The organism is Bacillota bacterium, from assembly GCA_040755295.1.
Lineage (GTDB): Bacteria > Bacillota > Desulfotomaculia > Desulfotomaculales > Ammonificaceae > SURF-55.
Map to the genome: position 1 here is coordinate 95,302 of JBFMBK010000009.1, position 20,338 is coordinate 115,639.

Annotated in this window: 16 protein-coding genes; all 16 read left to right on the plus strand. The window is 52.3% G+C overall.

Annotated elements, in window-relative coordinates; genetic code table 11:
* Nucleotides 1-180 precede the first annotated feature (180 nt).
* The 16 genes from AB1500_08470 (at nucleotide 181) to AB1500_08545 (ending at nucleotide 19,963) form a co-directional block, all read left to right on the plus strand.
* Entirely contained in the window at nucleotides 181-654 is a 474-nt protein-coding gene (locus AB1500_08470; protein ID MEW6183195.1) for a GyrI-like domain-containing protein, read from the plus strand.
* Nucleotides 655-888: 234 nt separating this feature from the next.
* The gene (locus tag AB1500_08475) at nucleotides 889-1,089 is read left to right on the plus strand and encodes a cold shock domain-containing protein (protein MEW6183196.1); all 201 of its coding nucleotides are present in this window, start codon (nucleotides 889-891) and stop codon (nucleotides 1,087-1,089) included.
* 250 nt (nucleotides 1,090-1,339) lie between these two features.
* Entirely contained in the window at nucleotides 1,340-1,873 is a 534-nt protein-coding gene (raiA, locus tag AB1500_08480) for a ribosome-associated translation inhibitor RaiA (protein ID MEW6183197.1), read from the plus strand.
* A 28-nt stretch (nucleotides 1,874-1,901) separates the two neighbouring features.
* Nucleotides 1,902-2,555, plus strand: a complete 654-nt coding sequence (locus AB1500_08485; GenBank protein ID MEW6183198.1) for a hypothetical protein — start codon at nucleotides 1,902-1,904, stop codon at nucleotides 2,553-2,555.
* Nucleotides 2,556-2,660: 105 nt separating this feature from the next.
* On the plus strand, nucleotides 2,661-5,330 hold the full coding sequence (gene secA, locus AB1500_08490; protein ID MEW6183199.1) for a preprotein translocase subunit SecA: 2,670 nt from the start codon (nucleotides 2,661-2,663) through the stop codon (nucleotides 5,328-5,330).
* 299 nt (nucleotides 5,331-5,629) lie between these two features.
* Nucleotides 5,630-6,749, plus strand: a protein-coding gene (prfB, locus tag AB1500_08495) for a peptide chain release factor 2 (protein MEW6183200.1) whose coding sequence is annotated in 2 segments (ribosomal slippage) — nucleotides 5,630-5,692 and nucleotides 5,694-6,749 — 1,119 coding nt in all. Because the reading frame shifts where the segments join, the coding sequence is not laid out codon by codon here.
* Nucleotides 6,750-7,293: 544 nt separating this feature from the next.
* Nucleotides 7,294-8,139, plus strand: a complete 846-nt coding sequence (locus AB1500_08500; protein ID MEW6183201.1) for a YitT family protein — start codon at nucleotides 7,294-7,296, stop codon at nucleotides 8,137-8,139.
* A 208-nt stretch (nucleotides 8,140-8,347) separates the two neighbouring features.
* Complete coding sequence (locus AB1500_08505; GenBank protein ID MEW6183202.1) at nucleotides 8,348-9,175, plus strand: transketolase; 828 nt, start codon at nucleotides 8,348-8,350, stop codon at nucleotides 9,173-9,175.
* A 393-nt stretch (nucleotides 9,176-9,568) separates the two neighbouring features.
* Nucleotides 9,569-10,510 (plus strand): transketolase family protein, encoded by a 942-nt coding sequence (locus tag AB1500_08510; GenBank protein MEW6183203.1) that lies wholly within the window; start codon nucleotides 9,569-9,571, stop codon nucleotides 10,508-10,510.
* Nucleotides 10,511-10,977: 467 nt separating this feature from the next.
* Entirely contained in the window at nucleotides 10,978-11,664 is a 687-nt protein-coding gene (ftsE, locus tag AB1500_08515) for a cell division ATP-binding protein FtsE (GenBank protein MEW6183204.1), read from the plus strand.
* Nucleotides 11,654-12,544, plus strand: coding sequence for a permease-like cell division protein FtsX (ftsX, locus tag AB1500_08520; protein MEW6183205.1), 891 nt, complete (start codon nucleotides 11,654-11,656; stop codon nucleotides 12,542-12,544). The genes ftsE and ftsX overlap by 11 nt, the downstream gene beginning before the upstream one ends.
* A gap of 369 nt (nucleotides 12,545-12,913) precedes the next feature.
* Nucleotides 12,914-14,035, plus strand: a complete 1,122-nt coding sequence (locus AB1500_08525) for a peptidoglycan DD-metalloendopeptidase family protein (protein ID MEW6183206.1) — start codon at nucleotides 12,914-12,916, stop codon at nucleotides 14,033-14,035.
* Nucleotides 14,036-14,430: 395 nt separating this feature from the next.
* The gene (locus tag AB1500_08530) at nucleotides 14,431-15,597 is read left to right on the plus strand and encodes a S41 family peptidase (GenBank protein ID MEW6183207.1); all 1,167 of its coding nucleotides are present in this window, start codon (nucleotides 14,431-14,433) and stop codon (nucleotides 15,595-15,597) included.
* Between the two features lie 1,055 nt (nucleotides 15,598-16,652).
* Nucleotides 16,653-17,930 carry a hypothetical protein gene (locus tag AB1500_08535; protein ID MEW6183208.1) on the plus strand — a complete coding sequence of 426 codons (1,278 nt, stop codon included), beginning with the start codon at nucleotides 16,653-16,655 and terminating at the stop codon, nucleotides 17,928-17,930.
* Nucleotides 17,930-18,919, plus strand: coding sequence for a hypothetical protein (locus tag AB1500_08540; GenBank protein ID MEW6183209.1), 990 nt, complete (start codon nucleotides 17,930-17,932; stop codon nucleotides 18,917-18,919). The genes AB1500_08535 and AB1500_08540 overlap by 1 nt, the downstream gene beginning before the upstream one ends.
* Nucleotides 18,920-19,015: 96 nt before the next feature.
* A complete protein-coding gene (locus AB1500_08545) occupies nucleotides 19,016-19,963 on the plus strand; it encodes a hypothetical protein (GenBank protein MEW6183210.1) in 948 nt (315 codons plus the stop codon).
* Nucleotides 19,964-20,338: the final 375 nt, after the last annotated feature.

Genomic DNA, 20,338 nt, shown 5'->3' on the forward strand with positions numbered 1-20,338 from the left:
GAGATGATGTCAGGCGCCCTGCCGGGCAAGCTGGAACCCCGCCTGACGAAGATTGCCGGTGAAAACCGCGGTCATAAGCAATGTGTAAAAAGGAAAAGATCGCAGGGCTGGCGAAAGAAACCTAAAAAGGCCGAAGAATTGAAGCGGCGAGAATGGAGCTGAAACAGCGTGTGGCCTCGAGTGGAAGAGAAAACACTGCCTCCGGCGCGGGCGGCATATATAATGCGAAAAGGAAAGTACGAAGACCTGCCCGACGCCTTTAAAAAGCTCGATGCCTGGATCGGCGAAGAGGGAATGAGTTCCGTAGGGGCGCCGGTTTTAGTCTATCACAGCAACCCGGCCGGAATGCCGCCGCTCTTGCGGGAATGGGAGTTGCAGATTCCCGTAGCGGGCGAAACCACCGGCGCGCCGGATGAAAACGGGCCGGGGGTAAAGGACCTTCCGCGCCGGGAGGTCGTGTTTTCAATCTACCGCGGCGGTTACGCAAGTATAGAATCCCTTATGCCGGCCCTGTTCCAGGTGGTTTACGACAAGGGTTACCGTCTCACCGGTCCGGCGGAAGAGGTTTACCCCCCGGATTTTTGTGATATGCCTGTGGAGGAGCTCGAAACCGAGGTGCGTTTTCCGGTCGCACCGCGCCGGCAGCAGGACTGAACCGAAGAACGACGGAGGCTTGAGAACGGCTTTCAAGCGCTGTGATTTTTTATATGGGCAGGGGTCCGGAAGGCCGTCCTTTATTTTGAATTATATGTATCATAAAGCCGTCGGCGCATGATAATAAATATTGACAGTATACGGTTTTTTCCAGAAACTTGACATAACGGTCGGGTTGTGATAAAATACCTCAAGCGGCGTGCCGCGGATAAATTCTTAGGAGGTAGTTTTTTAATGCAAGGTCGAGTCAAGTGGTTCAGTAGGGAAAAGGGTTACGGGTTCATTGAGCGTTTGGATGGCGGCGGTGACGTCTTCGTACATTATTCCGCCATTCAGGAGCGCGGGTTTAAAGCACTCCAGGAAGGACAAGAAGTTGAATTTGAGATAGTCGATGGTCCGAGGGGGCCACAGGCGGCAAACGTAACAAAAGTCTAACAAGGACGAACCAAAGACCTCGGCGACAAGCCGGGGTTTTTTTATCTCACCGGGGGTGACGGCCATGCGCCGAGCAACGATTCCGAGTGTAGTGTTCTAATCGGTATGGCACGTCACTAAAAATCGATCCTGCCGGTGTATAGTCTAATAATTGTCGAAAGGTTTCTAAATATGTTAGCAGGAATTTGCTACGAAAGGAGGAAATAATATACCATAAATCCCTTCGTTTATCAGAAAGGAGCTGACCACAATGCAAATGACCGTACGAGGGAAAAACATTGAGGTTACTGACGCGCTGAGAAAATATGTAGAAAAAAGGCTTGCCAAGCTGGACCGTTACTTTAATAATTTCGGCGAAGCACAGGTAGCGCTTTCGGTGGAGCGGGAAGACCATCGTATAGAGGTTACGATTCCGGTAAACGGCTTGATTTTACGCGGCGAAGAAGCTACCCATGACATGTATGCCGCGGTGGATGTGGTCGTAGAAAAACTGGAAAAACAGGTTAAGCGCTATAAGAAGCGGTTCAACCGGCGTGTACGCCAGGCCGTAAATTCCGGTATTGAGGCGCCTGCGCCTGATCTGAAGGAAGAACCCGTGGAAGAAAGTGACCTGGTAAGGGTTAAGCGTTTTGCGATAAAGCCGATGAGTATAGATGAGGCCTTAATGCAGATTAATCTGCTCGGCCACAGTTTCTTTGTTTTCACCAATGCAGAAACAGAAGCCGTGAACGTCATATACCGGCGGAAAGACGGTAATTTTGGACTTATTGAGCCAGAAGCTTGATAATCCCGTTTTAAGTGGGGAGATTGAGATGAGTAAATTGGGGAACGGGCAGGTATCTTTGTGTGAAGAGATGCTGCGTAATATTCCTGACGTGGTGTCTGCCCGTGTGACTTTAAGCCCGGAGAACACCGCCAGTTCCGTTCAAGTACTTGCCGGAGCGGAGCGTAGCGCGGCGGAAGTTGCTGCTGATGTTGTAGCGGTAATGAAGAAGTATTTTGCGGTCGATGTAAAACCGGAAATGGTTACCGTCGCCCATCTTCAAGAACCGCCGCAGACCGATAACACGATGTCCATAGAACGTCGCCCACGGTTTGCCGGACTAAACATCAGTTCGAAGGGCAACCAGGTTGAGATCAAGGTGGAGATTGCCAACGAAGGAACGGTGGTTAACGGGATCGCGGTGGGTCCGTCATCCATCCGGAACCGTCAGCGTTTGATCGCCCAGGCGACGCTTATAGCCCTGGGTAACTGGATCCAGAGCGGACATACCTTTATCCTTGAGGATCTTACGGTGGCTTCGCTTGCCGGCAAGAGGGTGGCCCTTGTCGCCGTATCGCTCCTTTCCCCCATGGGAGAGGAGTTCCTGACCGGAAGTGCGGTAGTTGACGAGGAAGAAGCGGATACCATCATAAGGGCCACACTGGATGCTGTCAACCGCCGCCTGAGCGTGTTGACCGGTTGAACAGAAACGTTTTGAGTGCTACAATAATTTAAGTCGGTAATAATTGAACTTGAGTTAAAATTAAGGAACCGTTAAGGTTCCTTAATTTATGTGGAGGGGATGACCCTGCTTAAGATTTTAAGCAACATCTTGGACGATAACGCCAAGATAATCAAGAAGCTGAGACGTTCGATAACCTCAATCAACGAATACGAGCATTCGATGGAGGCTCTTTCAGACGCCGAACTTGCCGCAAAAACCGGAGAATTGCGCGCGCGAATGGAGCAGGGGGCGACGCTTGACGACCTGTTGGCGGAGGCTTACGCGGTGGTGCGTGAAACGTCCCGCCGGGTAACGGGGATGCGCCATTTCGACGTTCAGTTGATGGGTGGGATAGTGCTCCACCAGGGCCGGATAGCAGAGATGAAGACCGGTGAAGGCAAGACGCTCGTAGCCACCCTCCCGGTTTATCTCAACGCCCTTATGGGCAAGGGTGTCCATGTGGTCACCGTGAACGACTACCTGGCGCGCCGGGACGCGGAATGGATGGGGCAGGTTTACCGTTTCCTGGGTCTGGAGGTCGGCGTGGTGGTGCACGGTCTGGACTGGAACGCTCGGAAAAAGGCATACGGAGCGGACGTAACATACGGAACAAACAACGAGTTCGGTTTCGACTACCTCCGGGACAACATGGCGCTAGGCCCGGATGAGGTGGTGCAGCGTGAGCACTACTTTGCGATCGTCGACGAGGTCGACTCCATCCTTATCGACGAGGCGCGCACACCGCTTATTATTTCCGGCCCTTCGGGCAAGCCGACGGATCTTTACTACGTTTGCGCCCGGCTGGTGCCCCGTCTGGAAGCTGATAAGGATTACGTAACGGATGAAAAGGCGCATACGGTTACCATCACCGAATCCGGTGTAGACAAGGTGGAAAAGTTCCTCAAGGTGGATAACCTCTCCGATGAGAAGAATATCGAGCTGATGCACCATATCCGGCAGGCGCTTAAAGCACAGGCCTTAATGAAGCGGGACCGCGATTATGTGGTTAAGGACGGCCAGGTTATCATAGTCGATGAGTTTACCGGGCGGTTGATGTTCGGGCGCAGGTACAGCGAGGGGCTGCATCAGGCGATCGAGGCCAAGGAAGGGGTAAAGATAGAACGAGAATCGCAGACACTGGCCACCATCACCTTCCAGAACTATTTCCGAATGTACGAGAAGCTTGCCGGCATGACCGGTACCGCGGCGACTGAGGAGGAGGAGTTCCGGAAGATTTACGGTGTTGACGTTGTCGTCATTCCGACGCACAAACCGATGATCCGGCAGGACTTATCGGATGCTGTCTTTAAGACAGAGCGGGGGAAGTTTAAGGTGGCGGTGGAGGAGATCGCCGACCGGCACGCCACCGGGCAGCCGGTGCTGGTGGGGACGATTTCGATCGAAAAGTCCGAGGTCATAAGTGACATGTTGAAACGCCGCGGGATTCCGCATAATGTTCTTAACGCTAAACACCACGAAAAGGAAGCCGAAATCGTTGCCCAAGCCGGGCGTCTGGGCATGGTGACCATCGCCACCAACATGGCCGGTCGCGGTACGGATATTCTTCTGGGCGGCAATCCGGTTTTTTTGGCCAAAGAAGAGCTGCGGCGCTCCTACCCGATATCCGTGGTTACAGAGGCGACAGAGTACGGGAAACCCTCGACCCCGGAGGTGGCGGAAGCACGGAAGGCTTTTAAGGAAATTCTAGCTAGGACGACCAAAGCCTGCGAGGCCGAGCGGGAAAAGGTCGTGGCACTCGGTGGGCTTCATATTGCGGGAACGGAACGGCACGAAAGCCGTCGAATCGATAACCAGCTCCGGGGCCGCTGCGGCCGCCAGGGGGACCCGGGATCGACGCAGTTTTTCTCATCTTTAGAAGATGACCTTTTGCGGTTGTTCGGCGGCGATACGATTTCGGGACTGGCTACGAAGCTGGGGCTGGAAGAGGATATGCCGATCGAGCATTCGCTGGTCACGCGTTCATTGGAAACCGCCCAAAAGCGGGTGGAAAGCCGCAACTTCTCCGTACGCAAGCACGTCCTCGAATACGACGACGTGATGAACCAGCAGCGTGAGATTATTTACAGCCAGCGCCGGCAGGTTCTTTCCGGCAACGATACCCAGAGTATCATTAACGGCATGATTGAAGAGGTCGTTTCCCGTACGGTAGCAACCTACTGCCCGGATGGCGTGCATGCGGAAGATTGGGATTTTGACGCCCTGGCGAATTACGCGACCGAGGTGCTTTTCCCGGAGGGGATTGATCCCGCCGAACTCAGCGGCAGGCGCCACGAGGAGATAGAAGACATCCTCCTGGAACGGGCGCATTCCTTCTACGACCAGCGGGAAAGAGAACTCGGCTCGCAGACGATGCGGGAACTGGAGCGGCTGGTCGTTTTGCGGCTGGTGGATGAAAGGTGGATGGACCACCTCGACGCGATGGACCAGTTGCGGGAGGGAATCGGACTTCGGGCATACGGGCAGCGCGACCCGCTTGTAGAATATAAGTTTGAGAGCTACGAAATGTTTCAGAACATGGTCGCCTCGATTCAGGAGGACACTGTCCGCTACCTGTTCCGTGTGCGGGTTGCGGAAGCACCCGAGCGGAGACAGACGGTGGAGAACCGGCAGTCCGAGGAAGGCGGCGGGCAAACGGTGCGGCGGGAACAAAAAGTAGGGCGTAACGACCCTTGTCCGTGCGGCAGCGGGAAAAAGTACAAGAAGTGCTGCGGCCGTCAGGTCTCGACGGGGTAACGAAAATAAGTTACGAGTTACGAGTCGCGAGTTACGAGTCGGGGGCAGGAGGCAGAAGCCGGCATTTCATTGTGGCGGCATCACGAAGGACCCGTAAGCTGGTTACTTAGATGTAGTAACGTAACAAAGGCGGAACGCGGTGAGAAGTGATGCAGTGCAAGGAAGAACGGCGGAGACGAACCGGAGCGTATTGGGTGCGTACGTGAGGATTCGGCTCCCCCGGCTGACGCAGCAATGCGTTGCTTATCGCCGCGCCCACCGAAAGCAGCACTATTTTCTGAGGAGACAGGGGGATAAAGATGTTCATGGAATTAAGGAGGGACCTCGAGGTTTTGGAAGAGAAAATCGGAAACCTCGAGGCCTCTCTTTGACACAGCCGCTAAAGAACAAAGGATTGCAGAGTTAGAAAAGCAAATGGCCCTGCCCGGGTTCTGGGATGATCAGGGGCGCGCTCAGGAAATCAGCCGGCAGATGGCCGCACTGCGCAACGTGCTGTCCGAGTATCAACACCTGCGCGACGGGCACGAGGAAATATGCATGCTGCTCGAATTGGCGGAGGAGGAAGACGACGGGCGGTTAGCTTCCGATCTGGCGAGGGACTTCGAGCGTCTGGCCGGGGAGGTGGCCGCCCTCGAAATAACCGTTATGCTCTCGGGACCTTACGATTCTTACAGCGCTATTATCGCCTTGCATGCGGGGGCAGGGGGGACGGACGCCCAGGACTGGGTGGCTATGCTCTTCAGGATGTACACACGCTGGGCGGAGGAGCACCATTACCGGGTTCAGACCCTCGACCTTCTGCCCGGTGACGAGGCGGGTTTGAAAAGTGTTACCTTTGAGGTTACAGGGGATAACGCTTACGGTTACCTCCGGGCGGAACGGGGTGTCCACCGCCTGGTGCGTATCTCTCCCTTCGACGCTAGCGGGAGACGGCACACCTCTTTTTCTTCGGTGGATGTGCTGCCGATGGTGGGCGACGATACCGGGGTAGAGATTAAGCCGGATGAAGTCAGGATAGACACCTTTAGGGCAAGCGGCGCCGGCGGGCAGCATGTCAACAAGACTGAGTCGGCCGTCCGGATCACGCACCTGACTACCGGGATTTCAGTAACCTGCCAGAGCGAGCGCTCTCAGGCGGCGAACAAGGCCGCCGCCTTTACAATTTTAAGAGCGAAACTCCTGGATCTGAGGCTTAAGGAGCGTGAAGCGGAATTGGCCACGATCAGGGGGGAGCAGCGTGACATCGCCTGGGGCAGTCAGATTCGCTCGTACATCCTAAACCCGTACAGCCTGGTGAAGGACCACCGGACGAACCTGGAACGAGGCAACGTCCAGGCGGTGCTTGACGGTGAAATCGACGATTTTATTCGTGCCTTCCTGCAACTGGAGGCTCAGGAGCTAAGCCAATCGGGTCCATAACGGGTGACCCGAGGGTTTACGGGGTGCCAGATATATGCATAGTTAACCGGGCGGTCATCAACCTCCCGGTTTTTTTTATTTCATCAGCGGATGATGCGTTACGGCGGTCGAAGAGGCTGTTTTTCCCAGAGGAAAAGGAGGAATTAACCGCAGGGGCGCGAATTAAATAAAAGCGTTCCACCCGGAATGTCATAAATGTTCCATGTTTCTTGGTTAAGGTCAGCCGGACGAAGTTGCGCCGCTTCTTCCGGAAAATCCGGCGGTAATCATGGGATGGTGATGCACGTCCCTGACGGCTTTCGGTGACCAAACTTAGAAAAGTTCCCGGAGGTCGCGAAAAACAAGCATGGCGCGAAAGGCGAAGACGACCGGCGCGGATTCAGATGTCAGAAACCGGAAGTCAGATGTCAGATTAAACATGAGGATTCCGCAACAGTGAATTCCTTCAAGACCTACGACTTCTGACATCCTGCATCCGACTTCCGAACAGCCGGGCGTTGTTTTGCATCGGCATCCCAGGGCATGCTAAAGTTCAGGGGTGCCGATGCTGGGCAGGGTGGTCTGGAATTTACTACTTTTTTTAATCGGGGTCGTTTTGATAGCCCTGGGGCTGGACCTCTTCCTGGTGCCCAACAAGATTGCAGCCGGTGGAGTAAGCGGTATCGCTACGGTTCTCCATTATGTTTTCGGTTTTCCGGTCGGTGTGTCCATGCTGGCGCTGAATGTTCCGCTTTTCTTCTGGGGGTTGTTTCGTCTCGGGTGGGGTTTTAGCCTACGTTCGCTTTTGGGAACGGTGCTTCTTTCCGGTACGGTGGACTTTCTGGTGCCGTTCCTGCCTGTTCCCACCACCGACGCTTTTCTGTCAAGTCTTTACGGCGGCGTTTTGCTCGGTCTGGGGTTGGGAGTTGTCTTCCGGGCTAAGGCCAGCACCGGCGGGACCGATTTGGCGGCGGCGATCCTGCGAAGCTACGTCGGTATTAACGTGGGTCAGCTGTTGTTCTTTATTGACGGGACGGTCGTTCTTGCCGCCGGATTCGCTTTTCGTTCACCGGAACTGGCGATGTATGCCTTGATCACCATCTTTGTCTCGGTCTGGGTGGTCGATGTCGTCCAGGAAGGCCTGGGGTACACCAAGGCCTTCTTAATAGTGTCGGATAAGTATCCGGAAATAGCAAACGTTGTACTCAAGGAACTCGACCGGGGCGTAACCCTGTGGAGGGGGACCGGGGCTTATACGGGAGATGATCGTACCCTTTTGCTGTCGGTGGTATCGAGGAGCGAGGTTACACAGATGAAGGAAGCGGTCTACAGGATAGACCCACGTGCTTTCATAGTTTTGGCTGATGTTCATGAGGTTTTGGGAGAGGGGTTCAAGGAATACAAAAGGTAATTATTCAGGTGCTTCCGAGGGGCGCAGCGATAAGCAACGCGTTGCTGCTTCAGCCGGCAAAGCCGAATCCTCACGTACGTACTTAGTACGCTCCGGTTCGTCTCTGCCGGTCTTCCTTGCACTGCATTACTCCTCGCAGCGCTCCGTAAGTGTCAGGTTACGGCTGAATAGTTGCCACGAAAGAAGATAGATCCGGAGGTTGAGAAAGATGTCGGTGCCTTTTCATGTGTTGCAGGAAAAAGTAATGGAGATACGGCGTTACATCATTCTGATGATAACCGCTGCGGGTTCGGGCCACCCCGGAGGGTCGCTTTCGGCGGCCGATATCGTAGCGGCGCTGTATTTCGGGGTGATGCGGATTGACCCGAAACGTCCGGATGATCCCGACAGGGACCGGTTTGTACTGTCCAAGGGACATGCCGCACCGCTCTTGTACGCGACCCTGGCGGAGCGCGGCTTTTTTCCGGTAAAGGAGCTTATGACCCTTAGAAAACTCGGGAGCCGTTTGCAGGGGCATCCGGATATGCGCAAACTGCCGGGTGTGGAGATGTCTACCGGCTCACTGGGGCAGGGTCTTTCAGCGGCGAACGGGATGGCGCTTGCCGCAAGGCTTGACGGCCGGGATTACCGGGTCTACGTTGTGCTAGGAGACGGGGAAACCCAGGAAGGCCAGGTCTGGGAAGCGGCTATGGCGGCGGCGCATTACAAACTGGATAACATCACCGCCTTCCTTGACTATAACGGGTTGCAGATAGACGGCGCGGTAGAAGAGGTCATGTCGCTCGGGCAGGTAGCGGATAAGTGGAGGGCTTTCGGCTGGCACGTCATCGAGATCGACGGTCACGATTTAAAGGCGATTCTGGCAGCGGCGGAAGAAGCTAAAGGGATCAAGGATAAACCGACCATGGTGGTCGCCCGCACGATAAAAGGTAAAGGTGTGTCCTTCATGGAAAATCAGGTGGACTGGCACGGCTCCGCTCCGAAGGGAGAGCAGTCGATGAAGGCCTTGATCGAGCTCGGGGCGCCTATTTCTTAGGAGTTTGAGGTTCAACGTTCAAAGTTCAAGGTTCAAGGTTGAAAGAATGCGGAATGCGGGAATCAAATAACCGCCAAGACGCCAAGGGAACCATAATACGAAATATAAAATCTTATAAAGGACTATTTTTGTAACGCTTTGTGCCTAAGTGTAGCGGGAGGCATAGCGATAAGAATGAAAATGTAAAGACCCGTGAGCTTGAAACTTGGAAGCAGAAGCGTAACATGAACGGAGCGCAACGAGAAGCAAATAGAGTGCGAAGGACGACGCCGGGCGGAGCGGAGCGTACTCGAAACGTACGTGAGCATCCGGCCGGTGGCGCCGACAAAGCTATACGCAGCTTATAGTTGCGCCCCACATAAAGAACGCTTATTTTCTTTGAGGGGGTTGAGTATGTCGGAGAAGATAGCCACCCGGGAAGCGTACGGCAAAGCGCTGGTTCAAATAGGTGCGGAAAACCCGGATGTAGTGGTTCTGGATGCTGATCTTGCGAAATCCACTAAAACCATAGATTTTAAAAAGAATTACCCTGAGCGGTTCTTTGATTTCGGTGTGGCGGAACAAAACATGATCGGGGCCGCCGCCGGCCTTGCGGCTGCAGGGAAAATCCCTTTTTGTTCAAGTTTCGCGGTTTTCGCAACCGGCCGGGTTTTCGACCAGGTGCGGCAAAGCGTCGCCTATCCGCGTTTAAACGTGAAAATCGGCGCAACCCACGCCGGAATCACAGTAGGGGAGGACGGCAGTTCGCACCAGTCGGTTGAAGATATCGCGCTGATGCGGGTGCTCCCGAACATGACGGTTTTTGTTCCAGCGGACGCCGTTGAAACGGCAGGCGCCGTGCGTGCGGCCGCCGCGATTAACGGTCCGGTTTACATCCGCCTCGGGCGTTTGGCGGTGCCGGTCATACACGGGGAGGGTTTTGTGTTCAGACCGGGTGAGGCGGTAACACTCCGGGATGGGAACGACGCCGCCATTATCGCCACCGGGATGATGGTCGGGGCCGCTCTGGAGGCGGCGGCCGGTTTAAGCAAGGAAGGGGTCGAGGTCCGGGTGATCGACGTTCATACCATCAAGCCCATCGACGTTTCGGCGGTGATACAGGCGGCGCGGGAGACCGGCGCCGTCGTTACGGCGGAGGAACACAGCATAATCGGCGGGCTGGGCAGCGCGGTGGCGGAGATTTTAGCTGAAAACTACCCGGTACCCCTGAGAAGGGTAGGGGTCGAAGATACCTTCGGTGAATCCGGGAAACCGGCTGAACTGCTGGCCAAGTACGGGCTAACCCCGGCCAACATTGCGCTTTCGGTAAAAAAAGCGATAAAACGCAAAAGGTAAAGACCGGACTGAAAGAAGTTGTGACAGCAAAGCGGCGGTTTCCTGAGTGCGGGTTGGGGAGTCGATGCCGGTACTTGCATCCAACCCTCCTGCACACAGGGCACCCCGCGACAGCGTTCCGGCGTTTCCTTTTAGTTAAACCCCCTCTTACCTGTTCCATTGAAACCACCCACGGGTGATTTTCTTTGACTTTTTCTTCTTAAACCACAACTCCTATCATTTTTTGTTTTTTAAGGAACCAAAGGCAACAAGTTCCTTACTTATTTTCCCGTTTTTAGAGGATTTATCAGGGTAATGTCGAATGGACAAGTAAGTTGGCGTCTTCAGTTAACCACGAAGAACCAACAGGAATAATACGGGACGCTCGAAAACAATTGCCTTTTATCCTATTTAATTTCGATTCATAAGGAACCGATGTAATAAGAAGACGCAGGCATGGATTTCGGCGTCCGGTGGGAGTGACTCTATTGGTAAGGCTGTACAATGTCACCAAGGTATACCAGAACGCGGTCAAGGCCCTTACGGACGTGACCATCACGTTGAACAAAGGGGATTTCCTCTTTGTCACAGGGCCGAGCGGCGCGGGAAAGACCACGCTTATCAGGCTCATTTGTCGTGAGGAACTGCCCACACGGGGTCAGGTAATTTTCGACGGCAAGAATATCGGGCGGTTGAAGCACAAGGAAGTGGCGCTCTTTCGCCGGCGTATCGGCATGGTTTTTCAGGACTTCCGCTTGCTGCCGCGGAAAACCGTATTTGAGAACGTAGCCCTGGCCCTCGAAATCAACGGTATACCCTGGCGCGAGATCAAAAGGCGGGTTCCCGAGGTCCTGGATCAGGTCGGACTTCTTACCAAGGCAGGTTCCTTCCCCGGTCAGCTATCGGGGGGAGAGCAGCAGCGAGTGTCGCTCGCCAGGGCTCTGGTCAACCGGCCCTGTCTGGTTATGGCGGACGAGCCTACCGGAAACCTCGATACGGAAAACGCCCGTGAGCTTATCAGGCTTCTCCTTGAGATAAACCGGGAGGGCACCACCGTTTTAATGGCGACTCACGCACTGGATATTGTCAACGCGCTGGACAAAAAGATTATAAGTCTAAATGAAGGCCGCCTTGTGGAATACGAGGCAAGGGGAAGCTATCTGTATGGCACTTAGGACCCTTTTGCGTTGGTGGCGTGAGGCTTTCGTTTCCCTTTTCCGCAATGGTTGGCTGGCTACATCGGCAGCAGGAATGGTTTTAGTAGCTCTTCTTATTCTGGGTTTTGTATGTCTGCTGGCTCTGAACGCCGCACATTTTTCCCGGGCGGTGGAAGAAGGAATTGACGTGGCGGTATTCGTCGCGGAGGACGTTTCCGCCGACCTTGTTTCTCAACTGGGTAAGGAACTGGGGAAAATAGACGGCGTGGCCGGGGTGACGTTCATACCTAAGGAAAAAGCGCTGGAGAAACTGAGACGCGACCTTGGGGAAAGAAGCGACCTTCTGAACGGGCTTGAGGACGATAATCCGCTGCCCGACACCTTCCGGTTGCATCCTGAAGACGCGTCTTCGGTTACGTTGATTGCCAAACAGGCGGCGACCTTTCCGGGGGTTGAAAAGGTGCGTTACGGGGAAGGCGTCGTGGAAAAGCTTCTCCAGCTTACCAACTGGGTAAGGATCGCGGCGGTCGGGCTGGTGGTGCTTTTCGGTCTGGCGGCGGTGTTTTTGACTATGACCACCATCCGGCTCTCGATTCTCAACCGCCAGGAGGAGATCGGCGTCATGAAACTCCTCGGGGCGACGAATTGGTTTGTACGCGGTCCCTTCATTCTGGAGGGGATAATAATCGGCTTTGTCGGCGCCGCGCTGGCTTCGGGATTCCTTTATTACGGCTACACTTCCCTTATCGAACAGGTCAGTCAGGCTTCTCTTATGTTTATACATCCTGTACCCGGCGGCGAGGTGGCAGCCCCGCTTTTCGGCTGTCTTTTAGGGTGCGGGGTGTTGCTCGGCGCGGTGTCGAGTGCGTTATCGATTCACCGTTTTCTTACGGTATAGAGCAGTAAGATAGTAGGGAGTAGGTAGTAGGGGAAGCTATTTAAACTTAGGATTCAGGACTTAATTATCAGGCCTTAGTCGAAAGTCCTCAGTCCTCAGTCCGGGAAACAGCGGAGAGGCAATGACTATTGGTTGAGGGTTATGGTTTTGACTAGAAACTCGCGACTCGTAAGCTGGTTGCTTAGAAGCAGTAGCGTAATACGGGCGGAGCGCGGGGAGAAGTGATGCAGTGCAAGGAAGACCGGTGCAGACGAACCGGAGCGTACTGGGTGCGTACGTGAGGATTCGGCTCACCGGGCTGACGTAGCAATGCGTTGCTTATTGTCGCGCCCACCAGAAGAAGAACAGATTTTTTAGGGAGTGATGCCGGTGCGTTTTTGGCGTAGCCTTGTGGTTGTATTTTTGGTCGCGAGCCTCTTTACAGGCGCTTTATCCGCCGCCTGGGGGAAAACCTTAGAACAAAAGCTGCAGGAGACCAGAAACAAGTTGTCCCAAAAACGCAGCGCGGTGTCCAGTACGAAACGGACCGTTAACAGCTTCATGCAGGAGATTCAAAAACTCGACCAGGCCATAAGGGATAAATCACGCGAGATTGAGAATATTGACCAGGAATTGGGCGCAACCGAGGCCAAACTTCGGAAGGCCGAACGGGATCTTAAGGACGCCGAGGACAAACTCAACGAGACCGTGACGATATTCCGCCAGCGTCTTCGGGCGATGTATGAAGAGGGAAGCGTAAGCTACCTGGACGTGTTGTTCGGCGCCACCGATTTAAACGATCTGATTTCGCGGGCGGATTTCTTGCGTGAGATTACATCATTTGACAAAGAACTGGTTGAAGAGATGACCGCCCGCAGGGAGGCTGTGGCGGAGTATAAACAGAAGGTCGAAGCACAACGCGACCATCTGGCTGCCCTTCGGTCACAGCAATTGTCCGCCAAGGCCCAGATGGCCTCCCGCCAGGGTGAGAAAGAGGTTTTGCTTGCGGACAGCAAGGGTGATCTGAAACGATTCGAGAGGGAACTCGATGCTCTGGAGGCCCAGGAACGCGAAATCCTGCGTCAGATCGCCGTCCAAAGGGCGAAGCAGGGGAAGCGTGTTACCGGAGCGCTTCTATGGCCTTGTCCGAGCACGCGGGTTATTTCCTCCGGGTACGGTAACAGAATGCATCCCATCCTTCACCGGATGCGTTACCATTCCGGGATCGACATCGCCGCGTCTTACGGTGCGGCGGTTCTTGCGGCTCAAGACGGCACGGTGATTTATGTCGGTACAATGAGCGGTTACGGTAATGTGGTGATGTTGGACCACGGCGGGGGGTTGACGACGCTTTACGCCCACCTTTCCAGCTACAGCGTCCGTGAAGGACAGAAGGTTAAGTGCGGGAATCAGATCGCGCGCGTCGGGAGCACGGGCATGTCGACGGGACCGCACCTGCACTTCGAGGTACGGCTTAACGGCACGCCCCAGAACCCCAACAATTACCTGTAGGGCCTTTGACGCCAAGATCTACGCAAGATGGCGAGAGAAAACAACCACAGAGACACAGAGCACACGGAGGGGGGCTAATTCAGTTTCGAGTTCCGTGTTGCGGGTTACGGGTTACGAGCGGTCCCGGATTCTGTATTCTACATTTTATATTCTATATTCTTTGTTTTACAGTTCTCTGTGAACTCTGTGACTCTGTGGTGAGAAGTTTTGGTTCCGGCTTGTCCGGGTTAGGATTTAATGGGTAAACCGCCAAAGTGTTTATCCGGCAAAAGTTTTTGACACCGGAGGATCGTCAGCCGGTGTTTTGTTTTGGTATAGTTTTCGGACGGCGCCGGTATCTATGGTATAATGTAAAACAGTTTTTCCGGAGACGGATTCGTGGACGGGGGGATTGCGTGCGGTTATATAACGTGAGCCGGTTCTGGTTGGCGGTCGGATGCGTGGGGTTGGTGGTGTTCGGCCTTTTAATCGGACTGGGGACTGCGTTTATCGGGTTAAACCAGGCTGAAAACCTGTTTGAAGTTGTTTCGCTTATCCGTTCGAATTATATCGAGGAGGCAAGCCTTAAACAGCTTCTTAATGGAGCAACCAAAGGAATAGTTGATTCTCTCGACGACCCTTATTCGGTTTACCTTGAACCTAAAACTTATCAACATCTTAAGGAGCAGATCAGGGGATCGTTCGGCGGCCTGGGAATTGTCGTAGGCATCAGAGACGAACAGTTGACGGTTATTAGGCCTTTTCCGGACACGCCGGCGGGACGGGCGGGGATCAAGGCCGGGGACGTCATCGTAAAGATCGGTGACCACCGGGTGGAGGGGCTTGACCTGGAAACGGCGGTTAATCTTATGCGCGGCCCGGTGGGAACAAAGGTGACGATCACCATAATGCGCCAAGGGAGCAAACCGCTGCAGGTGACCCTTACCCGGGAGGAGATAAGTGTGCCGTCGGTTGAGGGAAAGCTTCTCCCCGAAAAAATCGGGTATATTTCAGTCGCCCAGTTTACCGAAAAAACGCCGCACGAACTCTCCAAGGTGATCAATGACCTCCGGAACAAAGGTATGAGGGCGGTAATCCTCGACCTTCGAGACAACCCGGGCGGTGAGTTGAACGCGGCGGTGGCGGTGGCGGATAACTTCGTGCCGAAGGGACCGGTGGTTTACGTCAGATACCGGGAAGGGCGGGACGAGGTTCACAAGGCGGATGCTTACCGGCTCTCCCTGCCGCTGGTGGTTCTGGTAAACGAAAACAGCGCCAGCGCGGCGGAGATTGTCGCCGGCGCCGTTAAAGACACCGGCGCGGGAGTGGTTATGGGCGTGAGAACTTACGGGAAAGGTGTGGTTCAGACGGTTTACGATCTGAAAAACGGGGCCGGCCTGAAACTGACCACCGCCAAGTACCTCACGCCGAAAAAGCGGGATATAAACAATAAGGGCGTCGAGCCTGACGTAAAGGTCGAACAGCCCGTGGACGCCCAAACGGATGTTCAGCTTTCGGCGGCACAGGCCAGACTGTACAAAGATCTTAATGAGCATGCTCTACCAAAGGCGGCTGGCGAATAGGGAAGTGGGACGCGGGCGGTTGGGTGTGGGAACCGGAAACGGATGCGGATATGAAGCCGTTGCATAACGCTCACCAGGACCCGGCGGTGAAGTGACCGAGGCCGTTCGGTTTTTAGGGGAGCGCGCCTGATCGCAAGCACTAAGAAAACACGATAGCAGCGGAAAAACAAAACGGTTTACAGAAACGGTAGGGGCATCTTCTAAAGGAAGGTGCTCCTGATTTTTGAAAGGAAAACCACGGAAAAAAACAGGCTTCGCTGGCGTTGTACCCCCATGAGAGCAGTGCTCCGGGCCGACGGCGACATCGGCTCGCCTCGGAGCGAACCACGGCGCACGTATAGAGCCTGACATTACCTTTTCAATGAAGCCGGATTGGGCAATAAACAGCCTTTTTCCATGCCTGTTAAATTCCTTCCGTGAATTCGGCACGATGTGTGCGCCTGTTCGCTTAGCCGAGTCTTCACCGTGTCCGCGTAAGCGGCCCTCCGTCAGAGCTCTCATTGTGTGACGAACGCCAGCCAATAGTGTTTAACTAATGCGGGATCCTCGAAAGATGATTGTGAACAAATTCAGACAAATTTATGCATTATATTACCCCGCAGGTTGAAATGTCTCGACGACTGTGGGAAAATATAACCAATGGAAAGGTTTATGGAACTGGGTAGTATTTGAAACAGGTAGCGAGGCGCTATCGTCCGTCCCACCGGAGAGCAGTGCTCCGGGCCGACGGCGACATCGGCTTGCCTTGGAGGGAACTACGGCCCGTTTATAGAGCCGATGTTACTTTTCAGGCGATGGCGGATTGGACGAGTTGTTCTTGATTGCTTCGTATCAAACCCTATAACTACGGCGGGCACGATGCGCGCGCCTGTTCCCTTAACCGAGTCTTCACCGCACCGTATCGCGTGAACGGCCCTCCGTCAGAGCTCTCCTTACGGGACAAACGCCAGCGTTGATGTTGTTGTTGTCAACAGAACCGTCCCCGTGACAGTACCTAATTTGTTGCCGAATTCTTATTAAAATGTAATACTAGCAGAACTTCGGAGAGGTCGAAAATGACTATTCCCACACGAACGAAAGGTGCTTGGCTTATTGCCCATTCATTAAAACTTCAAAAGGTTGATGCGCAAGGTCAGTTTACATGTATTGAAAGCGCTGGTAAATTTGGTCGTACCTTGTCAATACTATCGGCAACTGACGAGCAAAGTATTTCAAAGAGAAAGCTTACGACTCTGGCAAAAGCTAATAGCATAAACCCAGATCTAGAGTTACCAGTTTTGCTTGAAAAAATGGAGGAACGCCATCTTATTAGTCGTTCGAAGAACGGTGAAGTAGCCATCCTTGGCCTTACTCATGGCACTATTTTAGAGAAAACAGCCGAAATTTTTGATGACCTAAGTCCTGAGCCCGAAGAACTGGCTGTTGTAGACATTGCAGAACGTGTATCACAAGAACCTATACTTGCGAGGGAAATGAGAGAATACGTTTCTGATCAATATAGACTAACCAAGAAACGTACTCAGGAAACACTTGCTCAGGCGGAGGATATAGGTTTTGTTGATGCTGAGGAAATAAACTTAGCATCCAAGGACAAACTTTATTTCAACGGTAATATCTTTCGGTCAAACGATGCTAAAAAGACATATAGTGTTCTTCAATCATTGTCTAGTAGTGAACAACATAAGGTTAACGAATTCAGTCAAATAGTTGCCACACGTGGTTATGCTACCGTTGATGAAGCTAAGAAACTTCTTGGTTCAAGCCTATTTTCAAAGCTTCAGTCCATAGCTCTTTTTGATGTTAATAGAGTGGCTAACGAGAATGAGGAGGTCTTATACGTCACACGTCCTGCATCATTCTCCAAATACGGTAACCCGTGGGAGGAGGATACTCTTGATTACGCGAAGGCACTTGTATCGTCTCTTGCATATGGTATGACTCGCAGTTCAGCTTCTCGGGGTAGGATATTCAAACTTCATCTACTCCTTGAGAAGCTTATTCGAGGCGAGTGGTTAAATGAAAACACAGCAGCTGGCCAGGACTATAGATATCTGGAGTTAAAGCGTGTCGTCGAGACGAGGGAGGGCATTAAAGCAGGCTGTTATAACCTGCGGCTATTAAAAAAAGAAGTAGGTATAGTTGCATTGGAAGTACTTACTCAAGGAAGTGGTAGCTCGGAATCTCTTCTTGAACGTCTCCCCGGTTCTCCGGTTATAACTTATTCAGGTCCTGAGGAAAACCGAGGGAAGGTACGAAAAAAGAAAATTGTGGCTCCATCAGACGGAAAATTTATAGATATGCTTCAATCTCTTCGCACCGGGAGGATTTTCTAATGGCACAGAATAATAACGGAGGGTACAAAGCAGAGGAAGCTGTCCGTGCGTTTTTCCTCCAGATAGGTTACTTTCCTGTGCGTAATATAAAGTTTCGATTCAACAGTGAAGAAGTTACCGATCTCGACCTTTGGGCTTATGGTGTAGGTTCTCCCACACATCGATCACGTGTAATTGTGGATTGTAAGTATAAGATTAAGCATGCGCAGGTTTTCGAACGAATTCTTTGGGTTGAGGGGTTAAGACGTGCTGTTGGTGTGGAGCATGCGGTAGTTGCTACTACTGATAGGCGTAAGGCAGCTAGCGCGTTTGCATCGCGGTTGCAAATTCGCATAATCGGATCGACGATGTTAGACAAACTCATTGCTCAAAATGCTCAAAATGAGCGCTTTTCGGATGAGGAATTCCTTAATGCGGTTATCCCTCAAGAAGACAAGCTTGTCGGGCGCTTCAAGGAGCGTATAGATGCTTCTAAAAGTCGATTACTAAGACTTGATTTTGATTCTGTAAATCTTCATATTGAAGACCTTTTGTATTACGCACAGGAATCGACACGGTTACAAGACCGTACCATGGTAATCCGCTTATTCTATTTATCATTAGCTTTTCTATTAATTACGTTGGACTTCGTACTTCGTGACGCAGTGTTTCTTGATGAGCAGAGCCTCCGGGAGAGAATTGACGAAGGCATCCGCTTTGGGTCTCGTGGAAGAGCAAACGCTTTCATTCTGTTTAATGTTTTAGGGAAAAAGAAAAAGATCGAATTAATACGTGCTGTTGAACGTGTGCGTGCTGATGTTCTTGCAGATTTTTTCTGTCGCTTTGCAAGGGAAGATTGGTTTTTACAGACGGCCTTAGCATTTGAAGAGGCGGCTTATCATAAGTCTTTTATTCCTGTGGGACAGTTATCCGCAAGTGCCCAAAGTGTAGTAGGCATACTCCTGGATTTTCTACAGGTAGATCGACATACCATTTTTGGTGTAACCTGAGAGAGACAGTACAGAACAACGTGATCGAAGGTACGGCCCGATGCGCGGTTCACCATTACTGGTTATCTTTTCTTTTTTGCATAGAAAGGAGATTCGATGTCTACTGATCTCGGAGTCGAAGAACGACGAGTTGCGATTGAAGCAATATCGACACTCGTCCACATTAAGCGAACGCTTATTGATCTTCTTCTTAAACCAGCCGGCGTTCCTCCAATGCTGGCGGAGCGGCTGTTTGGACGCCGTGATCCAACTACAAATAAACTATTAACTAAACGCCAGGTTGCCCCTCTTCTCCTGGATGAGTTGGATAAGTCTCCTGAGTACCGTAGTTCGATCCGCGCCATTCTAAAAATTACTTCTGAGTGGAATGCATTCCATCTTGCGGAAAATGAGTATGCTGCCCGCGCTACTGTACAAAAGGCCAGAGAACTTATGGGCACAGTTCGGCTTATGGAAGCTCGTGAGGCAGAGCAACGAGAGTTGGCACGACGCGAGGAATTAGCACGTTTAGCAAATGAGAAACAAACACTATTTCAAAAACACTCCGCTATTTTGCTCATGATGTTCAATGAAATGGTAAAAGATAACTCAGATCCGCACCAACGAGGCTTCTTGTTACAGGAGTTGCTGACGAGGCTTTTCGACTTACACGAAATACCCGTTCACCGAAGTTTTCAGAGGAATAATGGTGCAGAACAGATTGATGGTGCATTCAAATTAGATGGATGGCACTATATAGTTGAATGCCGATGGCGCCAGAAGCTTTCTGATATCCGTGAACTCGATGGGCTGCTGGGACAAGTAAACCGGTCTGGTAAACAAACACTGGGACTGTTTACATCAATTAATGGATGGTCCAGTAATGTGGTACCGCTTCTAAAGCAAAATCCCGATAAGTCCATTTTTCTTATGGATGGATATGACCTCCGTTCAGTACTTGAGAGACCACTATCACTCAAAGATTTTCTGAATGCCAAGTTGTCGAAGTTGAACCTTGATACAGAACCGTTTTATGGTGCACTTCAGTATTTACAGGATCAATAATGGAATAGAAACTGCCTGAGAAAAAGAGTACTGAGATACTACTGCTTCAAACTTTTCTCCCAATTCATGCAACTATTCACTACTCTTTCCATCCCAGAACGATCAGAAAATAAGAGGAAAGTTCCGACTGGTGTGGAAATTGTTATTTAGGCTTTGAAAGAGAATTTAAATCTGGAGTTTCACTACTGAAACCGCAGGGGCGGCAGGCCCTAGGAGGGGAACAGTAAAAGAAATAAGTAGCCTGCCTCATACTGATCAATATGCCTGGGTGTAGGTTTTATCTGTCACTTGGCTTGTCCTGGTGAATGGTTTAATGTCAGCCATCCCAGTTCAGCAAAGGGTAATCATCAGGAACATTCTAACGAAGTAGGACTA